Source organism: Oxalicibacterium solurbis, assembly GCF_014635845.1.
Classification (GTDB): Bacteria; Pseudomonadota; Gammaproteobacteria; order Burkholderiales; family Burkholderiaceae_D; genus Oxalicibacterium; species Oxalicibacterium solurbis.
Genome location: NZ_BMDP01000002.1, coordinates 426,379 through 447,865 on the forward strand (window position 1 = coordinate 426,379; position 21,487 = coordinate 447,865).

Sequence of the window (21,487 nt, forward strand, 5' to 3'; positions counted from 1 at the left end):
CATCGCCGCGACACGGAATAACGAAGCCATATGAAACCAATCTGGATTGTTGACGACGACGAATCGATACGCTGGGTGCTGGAAAAAGCGCTGGCGCGCGAGAATCTCGCCACCAGAAGTTTTTCCAACGCACGCGATGCGATGGAGGCGCTGAAGGACAGCGCACCGCAGGTGCTGGTCTCGGACATCCGCATGCCGGGCGAATCCGGGCTGGAACTGCTACAGACGATCAAAGCCAAGCACCCCGGTCTGCCGGTCATCATCATCACGGCGTTTTCCGATCTGGATTCGGCCGTCGCGGCGTTTCAGGGCGGTGCCTTCGAATATCTCGCCAAGCCGTTCGACATCGACAAGGCCGTTGAGCTGATCCGCCGCGCGATGGAGGAAAGCCTGCGCGAAACCAGCGTCGAATACGATTCCGCCGACACGCCGGAAATCCTCGGCCAGGCACCGGCGATGCAGGACGTGTTCCGTGCGATCGGCCGGCTGTCGCAATCGAACGTGACGGTGCTGATCACCGGCGAATCCGGCTCCGGCAAGGAACTGGTCGCGCGTGCGTTGCACAAGCACAGCCCGCGTGCATCGCAGCCTTTCATCGCATTGAACACGGCGGCAATTCCGAAGGATTTGCTGGAGTCCGAACTGTTCGGTCATGAGCGCGGTGCGTTCACCGGCGCACAGGCGACGCGGCGCGGCCGCTTCGAGCAGGCGGAAGACGGCACGCTGTTCCTCGACGAGATCGGCGACATGCCGTTCGACCTGCAAACGCGCCTGCTGCGCGTCTTGTCGGATGGGCATTTCTATCGTGTCGGCGGCCATCAGCCGTTGAAAGCCAATGTCCGCGTGATTGCCGCGACGCACCAGAATCTGGAACAGCGCGTGCGCGAAGGCTTGTTCCGCGAAGACTTGTACCATCGCCTGAATGTGATCCGTCTGCGTCTGCCCAGCCTGCGCGAGCGCCGCGAAGACATTCCCATCCTGACGCGGCATTTCCTCGCGCAAAGCGCGCGCCAGCTCGGTGTCGAAGCCAAGCGCATGTCGGATAGCGCAATGCAGTTTCTCAGCGGCCTGGAACTGCCGGGCAACGTGCGCCAGCTGGAAAACCTGTGCAACTGGATCACCGTGATGGCGCCGGGGCAGACTGTCGAGGTCAAGGATCTGCCGCCGGAGTTGATCGCGGGGGGGGGCAGCGTGTCGGTGAACGCATCGTCGTCGCAGACCGATCAGCCGACGGAGGCGCGCAGCACGATCGTCGCCGCTGGCGATTCAGCTTCGGCAAGCGCTGTGATGCCAGCGGTATCGTCAATACCGGTTGCGACGAGCGAGCCGGTCGAATCGTCGAACTGGACGACCCTGCTGGAAAGCGAAGCGGCGGCTTTGCTGGCGGCAGGCCAGCCGGAAGTGATGGACATGCTGGGGCGTCAGTTCGAATCCATTCTGATCAAGACTGCGCTGAAACACACGCATGGACGCAAGAATGACGCCGCCGTGCGGCTGGGCATCGGGCGCAACACGATCACGCGCAAGATCCACGAACTGGGCATTGCCGGCGCGAAGGAGGATTGAGCGGCTTCGCTTTTTGTAGTGTGGATGGAATGCGGAGTGGAATGAAAAAAAGACCCTGATCGTTCAGGGTCTTTTTTTGTGCCGCGAAGAAGGCGTGGTCGGTCGTGCAGTAGCGGGACTTTATGCCGCCATCTTTGCAGTAGGGCGCCCGCCTTCCAGCAGGAAGGACAGACCGACTACCAGCACCAGTTCGCCTTCTGCCGATCGTGCGGTACCGGCGATGCCCGGTACGCTCATGGCGGTCATCGGCTTGATCACCAGATCGGCCGTGCCTTCGACTGCTCCCACCGACAGGATGTAAGGTTGCGGCGCGGTGATGACGACGCCCACGCGTTCGGTCGCCAGCTCATAGCCGAGCGCGCCGGCCAGTGAACGTACCGGCAACGGACGTCCCTGATCGCGCAACACCGGTGCGCCACCGACTTGATACTCGAATTCTTCCGGCAGTTCGACGACACGCTCGACCACGGCCATCGGCAGCGCAAGGGCCGCGTCCGAGCTGCGTACCAGCATCGTCGGCACGATCGACAGTTCGATCGGCAGACGGATCAGGAAACGCGTGCCGGCGCCCAGTTGCGAATCGATGGTGATTGCACCACGATGCTTTTCGACAGCGGTCTTGACGACATCCATGCCGACACCGCGGCCCGAAACGCTGTTGGCAACTTCCTTGGTCGAAAAGCCCGGCAGGAACACAAGCTGCAAGGCTTCCTCGGTGCTTTGCGCCTGAGCCTCGGTAATCAAGCCTTTGGACAGCGCCTTGTTGCGCAGCTGTTGCGGGTCCATGCCCTTGCCATCGTCGGAAATCTCGATCATCACGCTGCTGGCTTCCTGCCATGCCTTCAGTTTGATCATCGACTTGGCCGGCTTCTTGGAGGCAGCGCGGGTGACGGCATCCTCGATGCCATGGTCCAGCGAATTGCGCAACATGTGCACCAGCGGATCGTAGAGGCTGTCGACGACGACGCGATCGACTTCGGTTTCAGCACCTTCGATCAGCAGGTCGACATCCTTGCCGAGATCCTTCGCCAGCTCGCGTACCAGGCGGGGGAAGCGCTGGAACAGCTTGCCGACCGGCTGCATGCGGGTCGACAGCGTGGCGCGTTGCAGTTCCGTCGAATAGCGCGATGCGCGCGACAGGGTTTCCTGCAAGGCGGCCATCAGCGTGGCGGCCTGGCCTTCGACCGGGAATTGCGACAGTTTTTCCAGCAGCACGGCAGCCTGGTTGGCCGCCTGCACCGATTCGCCGGCGACTTCCAGCAGCGTATCCAGTTTGACGGCATCGATGCGGATGCTGTCTTCCTTGACGGAAGCACTGCCGCCGGCATTACCGCCGCGACGCTCGACACCATCCCAGCCTTTGCCCGGTGCTGCGGCAGCGGGCGTTGCCGCCGGTACGGATGCCGGCACAACTGCAGCTGGTGCGACTGCTGCTGCAGGTTCCGGGGCAGCAGGAGTTGCGGGAACGACGGTGCCGGCAGGAACAACCGCCTGATACAGCGCATTCCAGTCGATGCCGTCATCAGAGGATGTTGCTGCAGCACTGGTCGTAACGGTGCTACTAGCAGCGGTTTGCGCAGTTGACGCCGTCGCCGCTGCTGCGCCGCTTTCGATTGCACTGGTGAGTATGCTTTCCAGCGACGCCGGCATCGCCGGCAGGCTGTCCGGCTGCGCACCGTTGGCAAGTTCGCTCAACTGGTCGGCGACGAAGCCGCTGGCCTGCAATGCTGCCTCGATTGCCATCGGTGTGACCGGTACCTGGCCGTTGCGCAGCGCATCGAACAGGTTTTCCGTCAGGTGGCAGGCGGAAACCATCGGCTGCAGGTTCATGAAGCCGGCGCCGCCCTTGATTGTGTGGAACGAACGGAACACTGCGTTCAACGTGTTCAGATCGTCGGGATTGCGCTCGAGGGAAAGCAGGTGTTCTTCCACGTTCGACGCTAGTTCCAGCGCCTCGACGACGAATTCCTTGAGCATGTCGTCCATTTAGAACCCCAGATCGGCAAGAAGGCCGTCGACGTCGTCCTGCGCCATGGCATGCGTGCCCGGCACGGCCGGACCTGCCATCAGGTCGGTCGGCTTGTCGGTTGATTTGTCGCTCGACTTGTCAGGATGCGCGGCTTTCACCTCCGCCGGTGCGTTATCGCGCAGCAGCTGCGCCAGTTCGCTTTCCGCCTTGTGCGTGATGCCGACGATCTTCTTGATCAGTTGTCCGGTGATGTCCTGGAAATCCTGTGCCATCATGATGTCCAGCAGGCGGGCTTTTTCCGCTTCGGTGGCTTCGGCAACCTTGGTGGAAAAACTGCGCGAGTCGTTCGCTAGCGTCTTGAATTCGTCGACGCTGAGCTTGCCTTCGAACAGTTGCGCCCAGCGTGCGTCCATTTCCTTCGCGCGCTTGGAAAGCGCATCCTGTTCCGGCATGCCGATGTCGATCGCGTTCAGCACCTTGTTGGCTGCCTGTTCGGTCAGCGTGGCGACATATTCGAGACGGCCTTGTGCATCGGTGATTTCGGTGGCGACGTCGGACAGCGAGCGGTCGTAGCCGAGTTCGCGCAACGAGTCGTGCAGCAGGCGCACGATGCCGCCCAAGCGTTCGTACATCGGCTTGTCGCTGAAATCTTCCGGGGCCGTTGCGGCGGCGGCGAGTGCAGCCGGCGCAGCAGGTGCTGTTTCAGGAACGCTTGCGAGAGCGGCAGGTTCCGCTGCGGCGGGAGCGGGGGAACCCGTGCGTTGCGAGGAAATCTCGTCGAACAATGCTTCCAAATCGTCTTCTGCTTCGCCGCTCATGAACTTACCCTTCCTGTCGATGGAAATTTCCGGCCGATCGCGAAAGCGCCCGCATGGTTGCTGGGCGATGATCGACTATACCTTCCGCCGGAGAGAAACGGGGCCTGCCGCCCCGTGTTTTATCTAGTTGATTCAGGGCAATAATAACCAGATTTCAGAGGGACGCATAGCCAATCGATGCAAGTTGGCGACGGCAGACAACAGTTGTGAATTTTCGTGAAATATTCTCGAAAACACTTGTGATCGGACGATAAGCAAAATCGTGATCCGGTTGATAATGTCGCGCCTCATACGACCGTTTGACGCCCATTTTCCTCACGCATACACTGCTGCTTCTTTTCCGACCGCAATCTTTTGTGCAATTCGCCAGTCTGCTTGACGAATTGTTCATATTTCCCCAGACAAGGATCGTGCAGTTTCTGCTGCGCGTACCCCATGACGATTCCGACCATTTCACCGATCCATGACGATGCCCTGGCGCGTGCGTTGACTGCCGCCATCGACAACAAAACCAAACCACCCGGCAGCCTGGGCATGCTGGAAAGCATGGCGCATCGGATCGGCCTGATCCAGCGCACGACGCAACCGTGCGTCGCGGAACCGGCATTGATCGTGTTTGCCGGCGATCACGGCGTGACGGAAGAGGGCATCTCGGCCTATCCGCAAAGCGTGACCTGGCAGATGGTCGAAAACTTTCTGGCAGGCGGCGCAGCCATCAATGTGTTCGCCCGCCAGAACGGTTGTGCGCTGCATATCGTCGATGCCGGCGTCAATCATGATTTCGGCACGCGGGCCGGCCTGCTGGACCGCAAGGTCGCGCATGGCACGCGCAATTTCGCGCGGGAAGCGGCGATGACGCCGCAGCAATGCGCACAGGCGATGGAACATGGCGCGGAACTGGCAGCGAACCTGGCCGGCAACGTATTGGGTTTCGGCGAGATGGGCATCGGCAATACGACATCGGCTGCCGCCATCATGCATGCATTGACGCAACTGCCGGCAGCGGATTGCGTAGGGGCCGGCACCGGCTTGCCGGCAGCCGGCGTGCTGCACAAGCAGCAGGTCGTGCAACAGGCCGTGGCACGCCATGCGGCGGTACATCGTTTTGCGCCGCTGGATGTGCTGGCAAGCTTCGGCGGATTCGAGATCGCGATGATGGTCGGCGCGATGTTGAAAGGAGCGGCGCAGCGCAAGGTGTTGCTGATCGACGGTTTCATCGTCACCAGCGCCTTGCTGGTGGCGGCAAAACTGCAGCCGGCGATCCTCGATTACTGCGTGTTTGCGCATTGCTCGGACGAGCACGGGCATCGTCGCCTGCTGGAAATGCTGGGCGCGGAACCCGTGCTGCAGATGGGCCTGCGGCTGGGAGAGGGAACCGGCAGTGTGCTGGCTTTGCCGATGCTGCAGGCGGCAGTCAACTTCCTTTGCGAGATGGCGACTTTCGATTCGGCAGGCGTCAGTGGAAACGTCAGCGGGCAGGCAGCATGAGCGAGGAAGATTTTCCGAAGAACGAAAACGGCTTAGGCGGCCGCTGCATGCACCAGTGGCGCCTGTTCTGCATCGCGCTGCAATTTTTCACACGCATTCCCGTGCCGCGCAGCATCGGCTTCGATCCGCAGTGGCTGCAACAGGCCTTGCGCTACTTTCCGGCAGTCGGCATCGTGGTGGCGCTGATTACTTCGCTGGTCTACATCGTCGCGACGCTGCTGTGGCCGCAGACAATTGCCGTGTTGCTGTCGATGATCGCCGGCATCTATCTGACCGGCGCCTTTCACGAAGACGGGTTTGCCGATACCTGCGACGGTTTCGGCGGCGGCACGTCGGCCGAGCGCGTGCTGGAAATCATGAAGGATTCACGCATCGGTGCCTACGGTGCCATCGGCATCATGATGATGCTGGCATTGAAGGCGACCACGCTGGTCAGCCTGCCGCCGCCGACGGTGGTGGCGGCCTTGCTGATCGGCCACCCGCTGTCGCGCTGGATGGCTTCTGCACTGGTATGGCAGATGGAATACGCGAAGATGAACGGCAAGGCGAAACCAATCGCCGAGCAGATGTCTAACGCTGAATTCGGAATCGCGACGGCCATCGTGCTGTTACCGATCGCGACGATTGGTTGTTTGACAAGCTGGATCGCATGGGATGGCATCGTCGTCGGAGTCGTGCTGGCCGCGGCGGCATCCTATCGGTTGGCACGGTTGTTCGATCGTCGCATCGGCGGCTATACAGGCGATTGCCTGGGCGCCGTGCAACAGGTTGCAGAAGTCGCGTTCTATCTCGGAGTCCTGACCGCCACCGTCTACTGAGGTTCGCCATGCATCTTTACCTCGTTCGTCATCCCAGACCGTCCGTTGCCGCCAATACTTGCTATGGCCGCACTGATCTGATGGTGGAAGAGGAAGAATTGGCATCGGCGCGCGCATCGTTGCTGCCGGTCTTGCCGAAGAATGCGCAACTGTTTTCCAGCCCGTTGCAGCGCTGTACCGGTCTGGCCGACGCGCTGGCAAGCGAACTAGGATGCCCGCAACCGTGCTATGACGATCGCCTGGCCGAAATGCATTTCGGCGAATGGGAAATGCGCTTGTGGGACGACATTGCGCGTGACGATATCGATGCATGGACGCGCGACATGGCCGGTTATCGCCCCGGCGGTGGAGAAAGCGTGCTGGAAGTGGCGCAACGCGTACGCAATTTTCGTGACGAGTTGTCAGAAATGGCGCTCGAACATGCGATCGTCGTCTGCCATGCCGGCATCATTCGTCTACTGGCTGCCTGCGAACATGGCTTGTCGGTGCCGGAAATGGCGCTGTATGCGGCGCAGAAGCCGCACCGGATTCGCTACGGAGAATTGCTGGTCGTCGACTGTTGAGCCGTTACAGGTCGACGCGCATGCGTCTGACCTGTGCGACCAGCAGATGCATGACGCGGGCGGCGGCCTGCACCGCCACCACATCGCGTCCCCACGGCTTGCGCTGGTCCGGCAGGATGCGCAGCCAGCCGAACGTCTTCGCTGCACTGATCACCTGACGGCGCACTTCGTCGTCATCCTTGCGCAGATGCCGCAGCATGATGTCCGCTATGCGCTGCGGATCCATCTTCACGATATACGCCGTCGAATGCAGGTACAGCATCCAGTCGCGCGCCTGAGCCGACGATAGCGGCATCGTCTGCGTCGGATCGTCCTCGAAATCGATGAAGCTGATCTTTCCTTCGTGCCAGAGCATGTTGCGCGCGAAGCACTGGCTCGCCGTCTGGCCCAGCCGGTGCAGCGCCAGGATCGCTTCCAGCCCGCTTTCCCAATAGCGCTGGCCGATATCGGGATGCCGGCGCAGCAACTGATCCAGCGTCAACTCGCCGACCCAGGACAGCGCCAGCCATTGCGGCGTTGCATGCAGCACTTCCGGCACCGGCACGCCGGCCGCGGCCAGCGTACGCAAACGGGCGACTTCGATCTGCTGAGCCGCGCGTCCGCCCGGCGCCGGCACGGCGCGCAGCATCGGCTGGCGCAACAGGCTCGCCAGCGCGTCGAGCACCGGATAGCCCCAGTGTTTCAGCTGCGCCTCCAGCTGCTTGACGATGACCGGCATGCCGTCCAGATCCAGCAAGCGCGTGCGTGCGCGGCTGCGTGCTAGATCGGCTTCGATCACGGCAATCTGGTCGGGTGTCAGCATGGAATGAATGTGGAAAGGGAAGGCGCGATTATAGACCAGCGTGGGCCGGCGGCATTGCGTCTGGCCGGCTCGACGCCTACAATGGCGCCGATTCTGGTGCCCGCGGGCATGTTCTTGTCCGCAGTTAAACGGGAAACGCGAGGCTTTTGAAGCTAACGCGTGCTGCCCCCGCAACGGTAATCAAGCGTCGCAAGCGCTGCGACAGATCGTTCTTCACCGCCACTGTGTTCGCATGGGAAGGCCGGACGATGATGCTTGATAGCCCGGATACCGGCCAGGATGGGGAAGATGCGAATTCGATTCGCCTCTTCATTGAATCGAACCTGCGGGGAGGCAGGGCGATACCTTCTTTGCCAAAACCACATCATGAAATCCGCTTTATCAAATCGTCATGCTGTCGCATGCAAGGCGCTCGTATTGTTTTCCATAGCTGCTATCCATACTATCCCTGCAGCAGCGCAAGCCGACCCTGATCAAACGTTGCCACAGGTCACAGTTTCTGCCTCACGTTTTGAAAGTGATGCTGCACCCATTGGGGCGACGGTTATTACTGCCGGACAGATTCGCGAAGCCGGGATCAACAATGTCAATGAAGCGATTCGCAAAATTGGTGGTGTCTTTGGACGGCAAAACTACAGCGGTACTTCAGATTATTCGCTTGATTTGCGAGGATTCGGTACGAATAGCGAGCAGAACATTGCCATTTTCGTTGACGGTATTCGTATTTCGGAAAACGAATTACAGCCGGCAATGTTGTCGTCGATTCCTGTCGAATCGGTTGAACGTATCGAAATCGTACGCGGCGGCAGTAGCGTACTGTATGGCGATGGAGCCACTGGCGGCACGATACAGATCATTACAAAGCGTGGTGCAACTCAGGGAACACATGGTTCGGTTGTCGCTGCAGTCGGAAATCGTGGGCAGGAAGAATTACGCGCGTCCTTGAACAAAGGGTGGGATGGCTTTTCTTTCGATGCCAATCTTGGTTCCTTGCGTACGGATAATTACCGCGACAATAACGAACTCAGACAAGACAATTTCAGCGGCGGATTGCAGTGGGCTTCTGCCGACACGCGTGTGGGATTTCGCGTTGAGGCGGCGCGCGAAGATTTCGGGCTTCCCGGCTCGTTGACATACGATGAATATCGAGACGATCCACGTCAGACGAATACGCCTTATGACAAGGGAACACTAGATTCGGACCGTTATACCCTGTATGGCGAGAAAAAATTAGGACAGTTGCAATTGGCAGCCGACCTGTCTTATAGGGAAAAGACCTCGACATCCAGCTATACCTACGGTACCGCTCCTGCCTCTCGCTCACGTATGGAGTCGACGGTGACGCAGTTTTCTCCACGCCTTCGCTATACATCCGCATTCTCTGGCGTGACGAACGAATTTGTTGCTGGTATGGATTTCCAGAATGCTGATCGCAAAACAAAAAGTGATTATTCCAATGCAGATGGTTCGCAGGAATCCATCGCATTGTATTTGCGCGACGAAGTGCGTTTCAGCAAGGCTCGTATCGCGTTCGGAGTGAGGCATGAGCGATTCGATCAGGACTTTTCTGATCCTTTGTCATTTAGTTTTTCGGAGTACGACCGTTCTTTTTCACTCAATGCTTGGGATCTTCAAGGCAGCTATGATTTGACGTCGATAATCAATTTGTTTGCGAAAGTGGGAAGAAGTTATCGTGTTGCGAACATCGATGAATATACGTTCTCGCCCAACAATGAGCCACTGACACCGCAACGCTCTAATGATGCGGAACTGGGCGCATCCTTTGGCAACAAGGATCACAAGTTGACTGCGCGCGTATTCCGTCACGACCTTCGGGATGAAATTTTTTATGATCCGACAATTCCCAACGTGAATGGATTCGGCGGTCTCGGTGCGAACGTGAATTTGGATCCGACTCGCCGCCAAGGACTGGAAATCGAAGCCAGCACACGCATCACTTCGGATGTGACGATGTCTGCCGTGTTGCAACATGTGTCGGCAAAATTTCGTTCCGGCCCCAACGATGGCAAGGAAATGGTGTTGGTGCCCAAGAATATCGCCACTTTCAGGATGAATTGGTTGCCGGGAAATGGGCAATCTGCCGATGTCGGCTTGCAATGGGTGGATTCACAGCGTTACGGCAGCGATTTCACCAATACCTGCAGCGCACGCATCCCGTCGTTCGTGACATTGGATGCACGTTATGCGAAACGGATTGGCGCTTGGGAATTGGCGGTTAGCGGTACAAATCTGACGGACCGGGATTATTTTACGCAGGCATTTGGTTGCCGTAGCAGCATTTATCCTGATCCGGGACGCACAGTTCGTTTTACTGCCCGCATGGATTTCTGATCAACGTAAAGTCGAGCGTGGTTGCGGTAATGCCCCGCGCCTTTTACAATACCGCCCAGTTTCTGGTGCCCGCCGGCATGCTCATGCTGGCAGTTAAACGGGAAACACGAGGCCTGATGTTTTGACGGCTGACGTGTGCTGCCCCCGCAACGGTAATCAAGCGCCACATTCGTGACAGATCGTCCTTCTCGCCACTGTGCCATCGCGCATGGGAAGGCCGGACGATCATGCTTGCTAGCCCGGATACCGGCCAGAACAGGTGGAAATGCTGCGAACGGGGATCTTCGCAACGCGGTTCATGTACATCCCGGCCCCTCGGCTCCGATCGTCTGTTCCTTGTTGTTCATCCTCGTTTGGCATTTCCGTTCGATCCGTTCTGCGGGGAGGCAGAGCGGTGTGTATCCATTCGAAACATCATCATGACTTCATCCGCATTGCGGCATGCAGCGACGGCATTGCGTCCGCTCGCGATCGCCGCCGGCATTGCCGCCGCTTTTACGCCTGCGTCTCATGCGCAGACTTCCACGCAATCCCTTGAACCCGTGATCGTGACTGCTGCGCGTACTGCGCAGAAGGCCGGCGACGTTATCGCCGACCACGTTGTTATTACGTCCGAAGACATCGCGCAATCCGGACAGACTTCGCTGATCGATTTGCTGCAGACGCAGCGCAGCGTTGAAATTACCCGCAACGGTGGCGCCGGCAACAGTGCGACTGTTGCGATTCGCGGCGGTACGAGCAAGCAGACATTGCTGCTGATCGATGGCGTGCGCAGTTTTTCGTCGACGTCCGGCGAGCCGACTTGGTCGGCGATCCCGCTGTCGCAGATCGATCATATCGAAATCGTGTTGGGGCCGATGGCTGTGCTGTATGGCGCAGATGCGGTTGGCGGTGTGATCCAGATTTTCACGAAGAAAGGCGACGGCAAGCCGCATCCGACCTTTTCGGCAGGGGCCGGCAGCTATGGGGAGGAAGTATTGACGGCCGGTGTGTATGGTTCTACGCAGGGCGATCATGTCCTGCGATACGCCTTCAACGCTTCGCGCGAGGAATCGCGCGGTTTCAGCTCCACCAACAAGCTGGTCGGCAAAAGCTTCGATCCGGACGACGATGGTTACAGCAAGCGCAGCGCCAGCGGATCGTTGTCGATGGAATTGGCGAAAGGGCAGGAGATCGGTGCGAGTTTCCTTAGCAGCCGCAACGACGGCGAATACGATACTTCGCTGGCAAAGAACTATAACCCGCACCTGATCAGCGAAGTCGACGTGTACTCGGTGTATACCCGTAACCGTATTACCGATAATTGGACAAGCCTGTTCCAGGTATCGCGCAATGAAGACAAGAGCCGAACCTATACCTCGCCGAAAGCTTCGGTGATCGAATCGCAGCAGGATCGTTATACCTGGCAGAACGACATCGCCCTGGGAACGGATCTGCTGCAGATCGTTGCCGAACATTTACATGAAGAGGCAGCATTAAGCGCGGACGAGAATCAGGATCGCGATACGGATTCGCTCGCAGTCGCTTACCAGATGAAGCGCGGCAATCATATCGGCAGCGCCGGCATCCGTTATGACGATAATTCCATCTACGGCTCGCAGGTGACGGGAAGCTTGGGTTACGGTTATCACCTGACGCAGGCTTGGCGCGTCAATGGCAGCGTGGGAACGAGTTTCCGTGCGCCGACTTTCAATGATCTGTACTACCCGGGATACGGCAATCTGGATGCCAAACCTGAAAAGGGAAAAAATGCCGAAATCGGTATTTACTATGACGATGGACGTACGGATTTCAGCGCGGTTTATTACCGTAATCACCTGACGGATATGCTGGTGACGGTCAAGCCATGTCCCATCACCGGCGCCGGCAACTGCTATTACAACGTCGAGGATGCCGTCTTGTCCGGGCTTTCGCTTGCTGCCGGAACGCGATTCGGCAATTTTGCCTTGCATGGGACGTTGGACCTGCAGGATCCGCGCAATGAAACGAACGATACGCTGCTGGCACGCCGCGCACGTTCGCATGGCAGCATCAGCCTCGATTACGCTTCGGGCGCCTGGACGGTGGGCAGCGATGTCTTCTTTTCGGGATACCGTTACGACGATGACAAGAACACGGAGAAAAAACGTCTCGGCGGCTACACCCTGCTGAATCTCCACGCCACCTACGATCTGACCGATAATTGGCAGTTGTTCGGACGCTGGAACAACGTGACGAACAAGGATTACACGCTCGCCTACGGCTATGAAACGCCGGGATCGAACGTATTTGTCGGCGTGCGTTACGGATTCCAGTAATACAAAGGCAGATAACGACATATAGGTGGACGACTATGCGGCGCGGTTTTCGGACCGTGCCGCATCTGTCTTTTTAAGGAATGAACAGGCAACGATGAAAACGGCTTTGCATCAACGATCGACGACGGCATGGGAAATGCCGCGCCGTGCGCGTGCATGGCGCGTGCTGTCGTTGCTGTCTGCGTTGGCATTGCTCAGCCTGTTGTTGGCATGCGCCATCGGTTCCGTTGCATTGACGCCCGCCGACCTGCTCGGTGCGGTACGCGATACGCTGCACGGCGATACGGGATCGCTGGCGACAACGCTGGTCGAGCTGCGTTTCGGCCGTGCGCTGTCCGCCTTTGCGACCGGTGCATCGCTGGCGCTGGCTGGCGTCATGATGCAGGCGCTGCTGCGTAATCCATTGGCAGAGCCTTATGTGCTGGGCGTATCCGGCGGTGCGGCGGTCGGTGCCTTGCTGTCGCTGATGCTGGTGGCAACGGCATGGATGGTCGATGCCGCGGCCTTTGCCGGTGCGCTGATGATCGCATTTCTCCTGTATGTCCTGGCGCGCCGCGATCTGCGCAGCGCGCCGCATCCGGAAGGCAGTGCGCCGTTGCTGCTGCTGACCGGCGTCATCCTCGCTTCGGGCTGCGGCGCGCTGGTTGCGCTGATGCTGTCGATCGCACCGGAAAACCGGCTGCGCGGCATGGTGTTCTGGCTGATCGGCGATCTGTCCGGTTCTTCGTTCCGCTGGCTGCCGTGGATTGTGCTGATCGGTGCATCGGCCTTTGCCGTACGCATGGCGCGCGCGATCAACATGATGGCATTGCACGCGGAAAACGCATTGACGCTGGGTGTGAACGTGGCGGCATGCCGGCGCGGTCTGTTCGTCTGCAGTGCGCTGTTGACGGCAAGTGCAGTCAGCAATGCCGGCAGCATCGGTTTCGTCGGCCTGATCGTGCCGCATGCCTGCCGCTTCATACTGGGACCGGATCATCGCCTGCTGTTGCCGGCATCGGCACTGGTCGGCGGCAGTTTTCTCGTGCTGGCCGATACGCTGGCGCGCACGGTGCTGGCGCCGCAGCAACTGCCGGTCGGTGTCATTACGGCGATGATCGGCGTGCCGCTCTTCCTGTTGCAATTGCACCAGTTGCGGAGGCGCGGATGAGAGCGGAAAAACTGCAACTGCGCGTAGCCGGCCGCACCCTGGTCGAATCGCTGAATTGGCAGATCGCGCCCGGCGAATGCTGGTGCGTGATCGGCCGCAACGGCGCGGGCAAGAGCACGCTGTTGCGCACGCTGGCCGGGCTGCGTGATGCCGATGGCGGGCAGGTTCTGCTGCAGGACAAGGCATTGGCCGACTGGCCGCTAGCGGCGCTGGCACGCGAACGCGCCTATCTGCCGCAGGGGCGCAGCGATGCATTCGGCTACCGCGTGATCGAAACCGTGCTGTCGGCGCGGCATCCGTATCACGAAGATGCGTACTGGGAATCGGAAAGCGATTTTGCGGCTGCGCGTGCGGCGCTGTCCTCCATGGATGTCGAGGGGCTGGCCGAGCGCGATGTGCGTTCGCTGTCCGGCGGTGAACGTCAGCGCGTGGCGATCGCCGCGGTGCTGGCACAGGATGCGCCGCTGATGCTGCTGGACGAACCGGCGAATGCGCTCGATCTCGCACATCAGGTCGGCGTGATGCGCCTGCTGGCGAAGCTGTGCGCGGAACAAGAAAAATCGACGGTCATGGTCAGCCATGACCTGAATCTGGCCTATGGCGTGGCGACGCATGCGTTGCTGCTGATGGGCGACGGCAGCTGGCATGCGGGTGCGGCGCGCGACGTGCTGACGCCGGCACTGCTCGGCGCCTGCCTTGGCCATCCCATAGAAATCGTCCGGCACGGCGAGCGCGTCGTGTTCGTGGCGGCAGAGGAACATCATGGATAACGAACAAGCGAAAGACGGCGGTCTGACCGAGCGGCACAACGCGCGGATGGCGCGCAAGAAGGAAGTCGTCGACAAGAAGATCGCGGCGGCCACGCGCAATGCCGGCGTGCTCGTCATCACCTGCGGCAACGGCAAGGGAAAAAGTTCGAGCGCCTTCGGCATGGTGGCGCGTGCGCTTGGCCACGGCATGAAGGTCGGCATCGTGCAATTCATCAAGGGCGCGATCCCGACCGGCGAGGAACAGTTCTTCCGTCGCTTTCCCGACGAAGTCAGTTTCCATGTGATGGGCGAAGGCTATACGTGGGAGACGCAGGATCGCACGCGCGACGTCGAAAAGGCGCAAGCCGCCTGGCAGCGCGCGCAGGCATTGCTGAGCGATCCGGCCATCGGCATGGTGATTCTCGACGAACTGAACATCGCATTGAAATACAAATACCTCGACGTGCAGCAGGTGATCGCCGATCTGCAGGCGCGGCCGGCGATGCAGCACGTGGTCATTACCGGTCGCGGCGCGCCGCCGGAATTGATTGAAGTGGCAGACACCGTCACCGAGATGCAACCGGTCAAGCATGCGTTTGCCGCCGGCATCGCGGCGCAGCAGGGCGTGGAGTGGTGACGGTGGCAAAGGCTTCGGCTGCACGTACGGTCCTTGTTTCCGCCGTCGCTTCCGGTCAGGGCAAGACCACGGCGACGGCTGCGCTGGCGCGTCGACTGATACGCGAGGGGCTGCGCGTGCGTGTTTTCAAGACCGGGCCCGATTATCTGGATCCGATGATCCTGCGGCGTGCCAGCGGCGCGGAAGTCTATGCGCTGGATCTGTGGATGGTCGGCCTCGAACAATGCCGCCGTCTGCTGGCGCAGGCCGCAGCCGAAGCAGATGTGATTCTGATCGAAGGCGTGATGGGGTTGTACGACGGCGATCCTTCTTCGGCCGATCTGGCGCGCGCATTCGGTGTGCCGGTCGTGGCCGTGCTGGATGCGTCGAAAATGGCGCAGACGGCAGGCGCTGTCGTGCTCGGCTTGCAGCAGTTCGGCCCGGTCGATATGGCTGGTGTGATCGTCAATCGTGTCGCCGGCACATCGCATGCACAGATGGTGGCGGAAAGCATCCGCAATGTGCCCAACGTGCCGCTGCTGGCGACGTTGCCACGCCAGCAGACTTCGCTGCCGGAGCGGCATCTGGGTCTGGTGCAGCCGGAAGAAGTGGAACAGGTCGACCGCGTGCTGGATCAACTGGCCGAACAGCTTGAACTGGACATGGACGCATGGAATGCGATTCCACTGATCGCATTCGACGATGCGCTGCTTGCATCCGATGCGCCGGGTAAACCGGGTCTGCTTGCCGGCAAGACGGTCGCCATCGCGCGCGATGCCGCATTCGCTTTCGTCTATCCGGCCAATCTCGAATGCCTGCGCGAAGCGGGAGCCGAATTGCGTTTCTTCTCGCCGATCGCCGACGAGCCGATTCCCGCCGATGCCGATGCGGTCTATATTCCCGGCGGCTATCCGGAACTGCATTGCAAAGAACTGGCGTCGGCGCAACGCTGGCGCGCATCGGTGCAGGCGGCGCATGCCGCCGGTATGCCCATCCTCGCCGAATGTGGCGGCATGATGGTGATCGCCGATACGCTGACCGATGCGGAAGGCAAGGCATGGCCGATGGCCGGGCTGATGCCGGGGCAGGTCGTCATGCAGCCGCGGCTGGCCGGTATCGGCATGCAGTCGCTGACACTGCCGGAGGGTGAATTGCGCGGCCATGCCTTCCATTATTCGATACTGCAGACATCGGCGGAGCCGACCGCGAAAACGGTGCGTCAGAAAAACGGCCAGCCCGGCGAAGCCGTCTATCGCAGCAACGGATTGACCGCCACGTATTTCCACGCGTACTTCTCGTCGTGCCCGGCGGCGATGGCGCGTCTTTTCCTGCCGGAAGCGCCATGACGACACGCACGCTTCTCATCGGCGGTGCGCGTTCGGGCAAGAGTGCACACGCGGAGCAACTGGCGCTGGCGGCCATGTCGGCCGGCAAGCAGATCGTCTATATCGCCACGGCGCAGATCGGCAATGATGACGGCGACGATGAAATGCGACAGCGCGTCGCGCATCATCGTGCCCGGCGCGATGCAAGCTGGCAGACGGTGGAAGAACCGCTGATGCTGGGGGATGCGATTGCGCGGCATGCATCGGCGCAGACGCTGGTGCTGGTCGATTGCCTGACGGTGTGGCTGTCGAATCTGCTGTTCGCCGAAGGCGGCGATTTTCCCGAGATCGGCACAATCGCGCCGCCGGACTGCTTTGCGCGCGAACGCGCCAGCCTGTTGCAGGCGCTGGAGCACGCTGCCGGCGATGTGATCCTCGTGACGAATGAAGTCGGGCAGGGCATTGTGCCGATGGGCGCGGTGTCGCGCTGGTTCGTCGACGAAGCGGGACGCCTGAATCAGGATGTCGCTACTCGCTGCGAGCGCGTGCGGCTGATCGTTGCCGGCCTGCCGCTGGCATTGAAAGGCTGAGATGCTGGCGGGATTGTCGTTGTCGCTGCTGGCCTTGCTGCTGCCGTTGGGCCTGCTGCTGGATTGGCTGCTTGGCGAGATGCGGCGCTGGCATCCGCTGGTCGGTTTCGGCAATGCGGCGGGCCGGCTGGAAAGCGCCATGAACAAAGGCGGCATGTGTTTCATGCGCGGCTTGTGCGCATGGTGCGTCGCCGTGCTGTTGCCGTCCGCACTGGCGTGGATGGCGCTGGCGCAATTGGCGAAATGGTCATTGCTGGCGGCATGCATAGCGCATGTGGCACTGCTGTATTTCAGTCTCGGTCTGCGCAGCCTGCGCGATCATGCGTTGCCTATCGCGCGTGCGCTGGCTGTCGGCGATCTGCCGCGGGCGCGCAGGCTGACGGCGCGCATTGTCAGCCGTGACACGGCGCAGGCCAACGAAGCCGATCTGGCGAAAGCCGGCGTCGAATCGCTGCTGGAGAACGGTAACGATGCCGTGTTTGGCACGCTGTTCTGGTTTCTCGTTGCCGGCGGCCCCGGTGCCTTGCTGTTTCGTCTGGCGAACACGCTAGATGCAATGTGGGGCTATCGCACGCCACGCTTCGATATGTTCGGCCGCACGGCGGCGCGTATCGACGACGCATTGAACTTCATCCCGGCGCGATTGACCGCGCTGTCGTATGCCTTGCTCGGCAATACGCGGCAGGCATGGCAGTGCTGGCGTGCGCAGGCACCGGCATGGAGCAGCCCGAACGCGGGGCCGGTGATGGCTGCCGGCGCGGGAGCGCTGGGCGTCCTGCTGGGCGGTGCAGCCGTCTATCACGGTGAAATTGAACAGCGCCCGCCCTTGGGCACAGGGGCAGCAGCAGAGGGCAGCGATATCGTGCGCGCATGGCGACTGGTATCGGCAACGGCCTGCCTGTGGGCTGGAGCCATCGTCATTGCGGGAGTGTTCCGTGCTTGATCATGGCGGCAATCTGGACGATGCCGTAAGGCGATACGGCCGGCCGCGCGAAGCATGGCTGGATTTGTCGACCGGCATCAATCCGCATTCCTATCCGGTGCCGGCCTTGGCGGCCGACGTCTGGCATCGCTTGCCGGAAACGGATGTGCTCCTGCTGCAGGCTGCAGAAAAATATTATGGCGCATCGCCGCTGCTGGCGGTGGCCGGTACGCAGGCGGCAATTCAGGCGCTGCCGCGTTTGCGCGGCCCGTCGCGCGTGACCGTGCCGTCCATCGCCTACGCCGAGCATGCGCATCACTGGAAGCAGAACGGCCACACGGTGCGCGAACTGCCGTATGCGGAACTTGCATCGGTTGTTGACGATTGCGACGTGATGGTCGTCTGCAATCCAAATAATCCGACCGGCGAGAGCGTCGCGCCGGCAATCCTGCGCGATTGGGCGAAGCGATTGGCGGCACGCGGCGGCTGGTTGATCGTCGATGAAGCATTCGGCGATGTGACGCCGGAGTTGAGCATTGCAGCGTTAACGGCGTCGGCAGCATCGGCAGAATTTCCCGGTTTGATCGTGTTGCGTTCCATCGGCAAGTTCTTCGGACTCGCGGGGCTGAGGTTGGGATTTGTCGCTGCAGAAGCGGATTTGCTGGCACGCCTGCGCGACATGCTTGGCCCGTGGACCGTCAGCGGGCCGGCACAGCAGATCGGCACGGCGGCGTTGACGGATACGGCATGGCAGTCGCAGATGTGCGATCGCCTGCGCGAAGAGGGGGCGCGGCTGCACGCGTTGCTGGCATCGCACGGCATTGCCGCCAACGGTTGTGCGTTGTATCAATACTGGCCGGAAAAACATGCGGCAGACTTTGCCGATCGCATGGCACGGCACGGCATCTGGATCAGGCAGTTTACGCATGGCGTGCGTCTCGGCCTGCCGCCGGATGAAGCCGGCTGGCAGCGATTGCAGCATGCGCTGGCCGATTGGCAATCTTCACAGGGAAATGCATGAAACCTTATGTCTTGTCTGCCGCTGTGGCGGTGTGTGTATCGTTGAGCGCATCGCTGTGTGCGACGCAGGCTTTTGCCGCCATCACGGTGAAGGATGATGCCGGCAATTCCGTCGTGCTGGAAAAACCGGCGCAGCGCATCGTTTCGCTGGCGCCGCACGCGACCGAACTGATCTTCGCGGCCGGCGGTGGAGATCGCATCGTCGGCACCGTCGGCTACAGCGACTATCCGGCCGCAGCGCTGAAGATTCCGCGCGTCGGCGATCACCGGCAGATCGATCTCGAACGCGTGATTGCACTGAAGCCCGATCTGCTGGTCGTGTGGCTGCACGGCAGTTCCGAACGCCAGCTCGACAGCCTGCGCAAGCTGGGTATTCCGTTTTTCTACAACGAGCCGAAGAAGCTGGCCGATATTCCCGATTCCATTTCACGTCTCGGCAAGCTGATGGGCACGGAACGGCAGGCCGAGCAAATCGCTGATGAAGAGCGCGCACGGCTGGCGCAATTGCAGAAACAGTACGGCAACCGCCCGCTGGTGCGTACCTTCTATCAGGTCTGGGGCAAGCCGATCTATACGGTCAACGGCAGCCACATCATCAGCGACATGCTGCACCTGTGCGGCGGCGTCAACATTTTCGGCAGTCTGGGTGTCACCGCGCCGACGGTTTCCACCGAAGCGGTACTGCTGGAAAACCCCGAAGCCATGATCACCGGCGAACGCAAGACGACGCAGGGGCTGGAAATTTGGAAGCAGTATCCCGATCTGCTGGCGGTGAAGCGCGACAACCTGTTTTCCATCGATGCCGATCTGCTGAACCGCGCCGGTCCGCGCCTGATCGATGGCGCGACCTTCGTCTGCGAAAAGCTGGAACTGGCACGCAGCCGCCGCGTGGATGGAAGGTAACAAGTGAAAAGTGATGCGGTGAAAACCGGCGGCACGAATTTTCCGTTCAAGACCCTGATGGTGCAGGGCACGACGTCGGATGCCGGCAAGAGCGTGCTGGTCGCTGCATTGTGCCGTCTGCTGGCGCGCGAAGGTGTGAAGGTCGCGCCGTTCAAACCGCAGAACATGGCGCTGAACAGCGCGGTGACGGCCGACGGCGGCGAGATCGGCCGCGCGCAGGCCCTGCAGGCGGTTGCCGCCGGCATCGCGCCGCATACCGACATGAATCCGATCCTGCTGAAGCCGTCCAGCGACATTGGCGCGCAGGTGGTCATCCACGGCAAGGCGCGTGCCGACATGAATGCGCGCGACTACCACGCCTACAAGCCGGTGGCGATGCAGGCGGTGCTGGAATCGTATCGGCGTCTCGCGGCGCAATACGACGTCGTGCTGGTGGAAGGCGCAGGCAGCCCGGCCGAGATCAATCTGCGCGAGCGCGACATCGCCAACATGGGTTTTGCCGAAGCGGTCGATTGCCCGGTGATCATCGTTGCCGACATCGACCGTGGCGGCGTGTTCGCCCATCTGGTCGGCACGCTGGCTTGCCTGTCGGAGAGCGAACGCAATCGCGTCGTCGGTTTCGTCATCAATCGTTTTCGCGGCGATCTGTCGCTATTGGAGCCGGGGCTGGATTGGCTGGAGGCGCAAACCGGCAAGCCGGTGTTGGCCGTGCTGTCGTATCTGCACGGATTGTTCCTTGATGCGGAAGATGCGGTCGAACAGACACAGGCGGCGCGCGGTGCTTTCCGTGTCGTCGTGCCGGTGCCGCCGCGCATCAGCAACCATACTGATTTCGATGCGCTACGTGCACATCCGGGCGTCGATCTGCAACTGGTCGGCCCCGGCCAGCCGATTTCGCCGGCCGACCTGATCATTCTGCCTGGCAGCAAGCACACGCGCGGCGATCTCGACTGGCTGCGTGCCAACGGCTGGGAGCAGGCGCTGCAACGCCACCTGCGCTACGGCGGCAAGGTGATCGGTATCTGTGGCGGTTACCAGATGCTGGGTCGCACGGTGGCCGATCCGCAAGGTGTCGAAGGCGCGCCCGGCATATCCGAAGGGCTGGGACTGCTGGATATCGATACCGTGCTGACGGCGGAGAAACGGCTGGAGCAGGTCGGTGGCCGTTGCGCGTTTGCCGATGCGGCCGTGAGCGGCTACGAAATCCACATGGGCGTATCAGACGGTGCGGCGCGCGGCAGGCCGGCTTTCTTCATCGAAAATACGAGCGGCGATCCGGTTGGAAACAAGCCGGAAGGCGCGCGTTCCGACGACGATCGCGTACTCGGTACCTATCTGCACGGCGTGTTCGATACGCCGGCCGCCTGCAATGCGCTGCTGCGCTGGGCCGGCTTGCACGGTGATGCGGCTGTCGATACTGCACGTTTGCGCGAGGCCAGTCTGGATCGCATCGCCGATGCCGCACGGTCGCTGCTGCAGGCCTTGCGCGAATACGGCGATCGCGGCTGACGGCGCTCCTTCCGGCTGCCGCCGCCCGGC

Annotated in this window: 18 protein-coding genes and 2 riboswitches; of the genes, 15 read left to right on the forward strand and 3 right to left on the reverse strand. The window is 60.9% G+C overall.

From position 1 onward, the window contains the following. Positions 1 to 30: 30 nt before the first annotated feature. The gene (ntrC, locus tag IEV40_RS07650; protein ID WP_188420394.1) at positions 31 to 1,566 is read left to right on the forward strand and encodes a nitrogen regulation protein NR(I); all 1,536 of its coding nucleotides are present in this window, start codon (positions 31 to 33) and stop codon (positions 1,564 to 1,566) included. A gap of 120 nt (positions 1,567 to 1,686) precedes the next feature. On the opposite strand, the gene IEV40_RS07655 is transcribed toward ntrC, so the two are convergent. Then, complete coding sequence (locus tag IEV40_RS07655) at positions 1,687 to 3,552, reverse strand: chemotaxis protein CheA (protein ID WP_188420395.1); 1,866 nt, start codon at positions 3,550 to 3,552, stop codon at positions 1,687 to 1,689. Beyond that, the gene (locus IEV40_RS07660) at positions 3,553 to 4,353 is read right to left on the reverse strand and encodes a protein phosphatase CheZ (protein WP_188420396.1); all 801 of its coding nucleotides are present in this window, start codon (positions 4,351 to 4,353) and stop codon (positions 3,553 to 3,555) included. 435 nt (positions 4,354 to 4,788) lie between these two features. Here IEV40_RS07660 and cobT point away from each other — a divergent pair, with 435 nt between their 5' ends. The 3 genes from cobT to IEV40_RS07675 are packed head-to-tail and all read left to right on the forward strand — an operon-like array spanning position 4,789 to position 7,222. After that, positions 4,789 to 5,841: a nicotinate-nucleotide--dimethylbenzimidazole phosphoribosyltransferase gene (gene cobT, locus IEV40_RS07665; protein ID WP_188420397.1), complete on the forward strand. Its 1,053-nt coding sequence runs from the start codon at positions 4,789 to 4,791 to the stop codon at positions 5,839 to 5,841. Next, a complete protein-coding gene (locus IEV40_RS07670) occupies positions 5,838 to 6,659 on the forward strand; it encodes an adenosylcobinamide-GDP ribazoletransferase (RefSeq protein ID WP_188420398.1) in 822 nt (273 codons plus the stop codon). The genes cobT and IEV40_RS07670 overlap by 4 nt, the downstream gene beginning before the upstream one ends. Positions 6,660 to 6,667: 8 nt before the next feature. Next, positions 6,668 to 7,222 (forward strand): histidine phosphatase family protein, encoded by a 555-nt coding sequence (locus IEV40_RS07675; RefSeq protein WP_188420399.1) that lies wholly within the window; start codon positions 6,668 to 6,670, stop codon positions 7,220 to 7,222. 4 nt (positions 7,223 to 7,226) lie between these two features. Here IEV40_RS07675 and IEV40_RS07680 read toward each other — a convergent pair whose 3' ends face one another. Beyond that, positions 7,227 to 8,024, reverse strand: a complete 798-nt coding sequence (locus IEV40_RS07680) for a BUD32 family EKC/KEOPS complex subunit (RefSeq protein WP_188420400.1) — start codon at positions 8,022 to 8,024, stop codon at positions 7,227 to 7,229. A gap of 77 nt (positions 8,025 to 8,101) precedes the next feature. Next, positions 8,102 to 8,317: riboswitch (cobalamin riboswitch) on the forward strand. Positions 8,318 to 8,390: 73 nt separating this feature from the next. Here IEV40_RS07680 and IEV40_RS07685 point away from each other — a divergent pair. The 11 genes from IEV40_RS07685 to IEV40_RS07735 all read left to right on the forward strand — a co-directional run bounded on the left by IEV40_RS07685 (position 8,391) and on the right by IEV40_RS07735 (position 21,457). Then, positions 8,391 to 10,376, forward strand: a complete 1,986-nt coding sequence (locus tag IEV40_RS07685) for a TonB-dependent receptor (protein WP_188420401.1) — start codon at positions 8,391 to 8,393, stop codon at positions 10,374 to 10,376. 46 nt (positions 10,377 to 10,422) lie between these two features. After that, positions 10,423 to 10,645: riboswitch (cobalamin riboswitch) on the forward strand. Positions 10,646 to 10,795: 150 nt separating this feature from the next. Then, a complete protein-coding gene (locus IEV40_RS07690) occupies positions 10,796 to 12,673 on the forward strand; it encodes a TonB-dependent receptor domain-containing protein (RefSeq protein WP_188420402.1) in 1,878 nt (625 codons plus the stop codon). 94 nt (positions 12,674 to 12,767) lie between these two features. Then, complete coding sequence (locus IEV40_RS07695) at positions 12,768 to 13,823, forward strand: FecCD family ABC transporter permease (RefSeq protein ID WP_229724018.1); 1,056 nt, start codon at positions 12,768 to 12,770, stop codon at positions 13,821 to 13,823. Next, complete coding sequence (locus IEV40_RS07700; protein ID WP_188420403.1) at positions 13,820 to 14,593, forward strand: ABC transporter ATP-binding protein; 774 nt, start codon at positions 13,820 to 13,822, stop codon at positions 14,591 to 14,593. Before IEV40_RS07695 ends, IEV40_RS07700 begins: the two co-directional genes overlap by 4 nt. Next, positions 14,586 to 15,209, forward strand: a complete 624-nt coding sequence (cobO, locus tag IEV40_RS07705; protein WP_188420404.1) for a cob(I)yrinic acid a,c-diamide adenosyltransferase — start codon at positions 14,586 to 14,588, stop codon at positions 15,207 to 15,209. The genes IEV40_RS07700 and cobO overlap by 8 nt, the downstream gene beginning before the upstream one ends. A 2-nt stretch (positions 15,210 to 15,211) precedes the next feature. Then, positions 15,212 to 16,534: a cobyrinic acid a,c-diamide synthase CobB gene (locus IEV40_RS07710; RefSeq protein ID WP_188420405.1), complete on the forward strand. Its 1,323-nt coding sequence runs from the start codon at positions 15,212 to 15,214 to the stop codon at positions 16,532 to 16,534. Beyond that, the gene (gene cobU, locus IEV40_RS07715) at positions 16,531 to 17,103 is read left to right on the forward strand and encodes a bifunctional adenosylcobinamide kinase/adenosylcobinamide-phosphate guanylyltransferase (protein ID WP_188420406.1); all 573 of its coding nucleotides are present in this window, start codon (positions 16,531 to 16,533) and stop codon (positions 17,101 to 17,103) included. Before IEV40_RS07710 ends, cobU begins: the two co-directional genes overlap by 4 nt. A 1-nt stretch (position 17,104) precedes the next feature. Beyond that, complete coding sequence (gene cbiB / locus IEV40_RS07720; RefSeq protein WP_188420407.1) at positions 17,105 to 18,046, forward strand: adenosylcobinamide-phosphate synthase CbiB; 942 nt, start codon at positions 17,105 to 17,107, stop codon at positions 18,044 to 18,046. Then, positions 18,039 to 19,046: a threonine-phosphate decarboxylase CobD gene (gene cobD / locus IEV40_RS07725; RefSeq protein WP_188420408.1), complete on the forward strand. Its 1,008-nt coding sequence runs from the start codon at positions 18,039 to 18,041 to the stop codon at positions 19,044 to 19,046. Before cbiB ends, cobD begins: the two co-directional genes overlap by 8 nt. Next, positions 19,043 to 19,948, forward strand: a complete 906-nt coding sequence (locus tag IEV40_RS07730; protein ID WP_188420409.1) for a cobalamin-binding protein — start codon at positions 19,043 to 19,045, stop codon at positions 19,946 to 19,948. Before cobD ends, IEV40_RS07730 begins: the two co-directional genes overlap by 4 nt. Before the next feature lie 57 nt (positions 19,949 to 20,005). Further along, positions 20,006 to 21,457: a cobyric acid synthase gene (locus IEV40_RS07735; RefSeq protein ID WP_188421137.1), complete on the forward strand. Its 1,452-nt coding sequence runs from the start codon at positions 20,006 to 20,008 to the stop codon at positions 21,455 to 21,457. Positions 21,458 to 21,487: the final 30 nt, after the last annotated feature.

Coding starts and splice junctions, on each gene's coding strand:
- IEV40_RS07680 (WP_188420400.1), bottom strand. CDS start 8,024: ATGCTGACACCCGACCAGATTGCCGTGATCGAAGCCGATCTAGCACGC.
- cobU (WP_188420406.1), top strand. CDS start 16,531: ATGACGACACGCACGCTTCTCATCGGCGGTGCGCGTTCGGGCAAGAGT.
- IEV40_RS07675 (WP_188420399.1), top strand. CDS start 6,668: ATGCATCTTTACCTCGTTCGTCATCCCAGACCGTCCGTTGCCGCCAAT.
- IEV40_RS07660 (WP_188420396.1), bottom strand. CDS start 4,353: ATGAGCGGCGAAGCAGAAGACGATTTGGAAGCATTGTTCGACGAGATT.
- IEV40_RS07685 (WP_188420401.1), top strand. CDS start 8,391: ATGAAATCCGCTTTATCAAATCGTCATGCTGTCGCATGCAAGGCGCTC.
- cobO (WP_188420404.1), top strand. CDS start 14,586: ATGGATAACGAACAAGCGAAAGACGGCGGTCTGACCGAGCGGCACAAC.
- IEV40_RS07730 (WP_188420409.1), top strand. CDS start 19,043: ATGAAACCTTATGTCTTGTCTGCCGCTGTGGCGGTGTGTGTATCGTTG.
- IEV40_RS07690 (WP_188420402.1), top strand. CDS start 10,796: ATGACTTCATCCGCATTGCGGCATGCAGCGACGGCATTGCGTCCGCTC.
- ntrC (WP_188420394.1), top strand. CDS start 31: ATGAAACCAATCTGGATTGTTGACGACGACGAATCGATACGCTGGGTG.
- IEV40_RS07700 (WP_188420403.1), top strand. CDS start 13,820: ATGAGAGCGGAAAAACTGCAACTGCGCGTAGCCGGCCGCACCCTGGTC.
- cbiB (WP_188420407.1), top strand. CDS start 17,105: ATGCTGGCGGGATTGTCGTTGTCGCTGCTGGCCTTGCTGCTGCCGTTG.
- cobT (WP_188420397.1), top strand. CDS start 4,789: ATGACGATTCCGACCATTTCACCGATCCATGACGATGCCCTGGCGCGT.
- IEV40_RS07735 (WP_188421137.1), top strand. CDS start 20,006: ATGGTGCAGGGCACGACGTCGGATGCCGGCAAGAGCGTGCTGGTCGCT.
- IEV40_RS07695 (WP_229724018.1), top strand. CDS start 12,768: ATGAAAACGGCTTTGCATCAACGATCGACGACGGCATGGGAAATGCCG.
- IEV40_RS07670 (WP_188420398.1), top strand. CDS start 5,838: ATGAGCGAGGAAGATTTTCCGAAGAACGAAAACGGCTTAGGCGGCCGC.
- IEV40_RS07655 (WP_188420395.1), bottom strand. CDS start 3,552: ATGGACGACATGCTCAAGGAATTCGTCGTCGAGGCGCTGGAACTAGCG.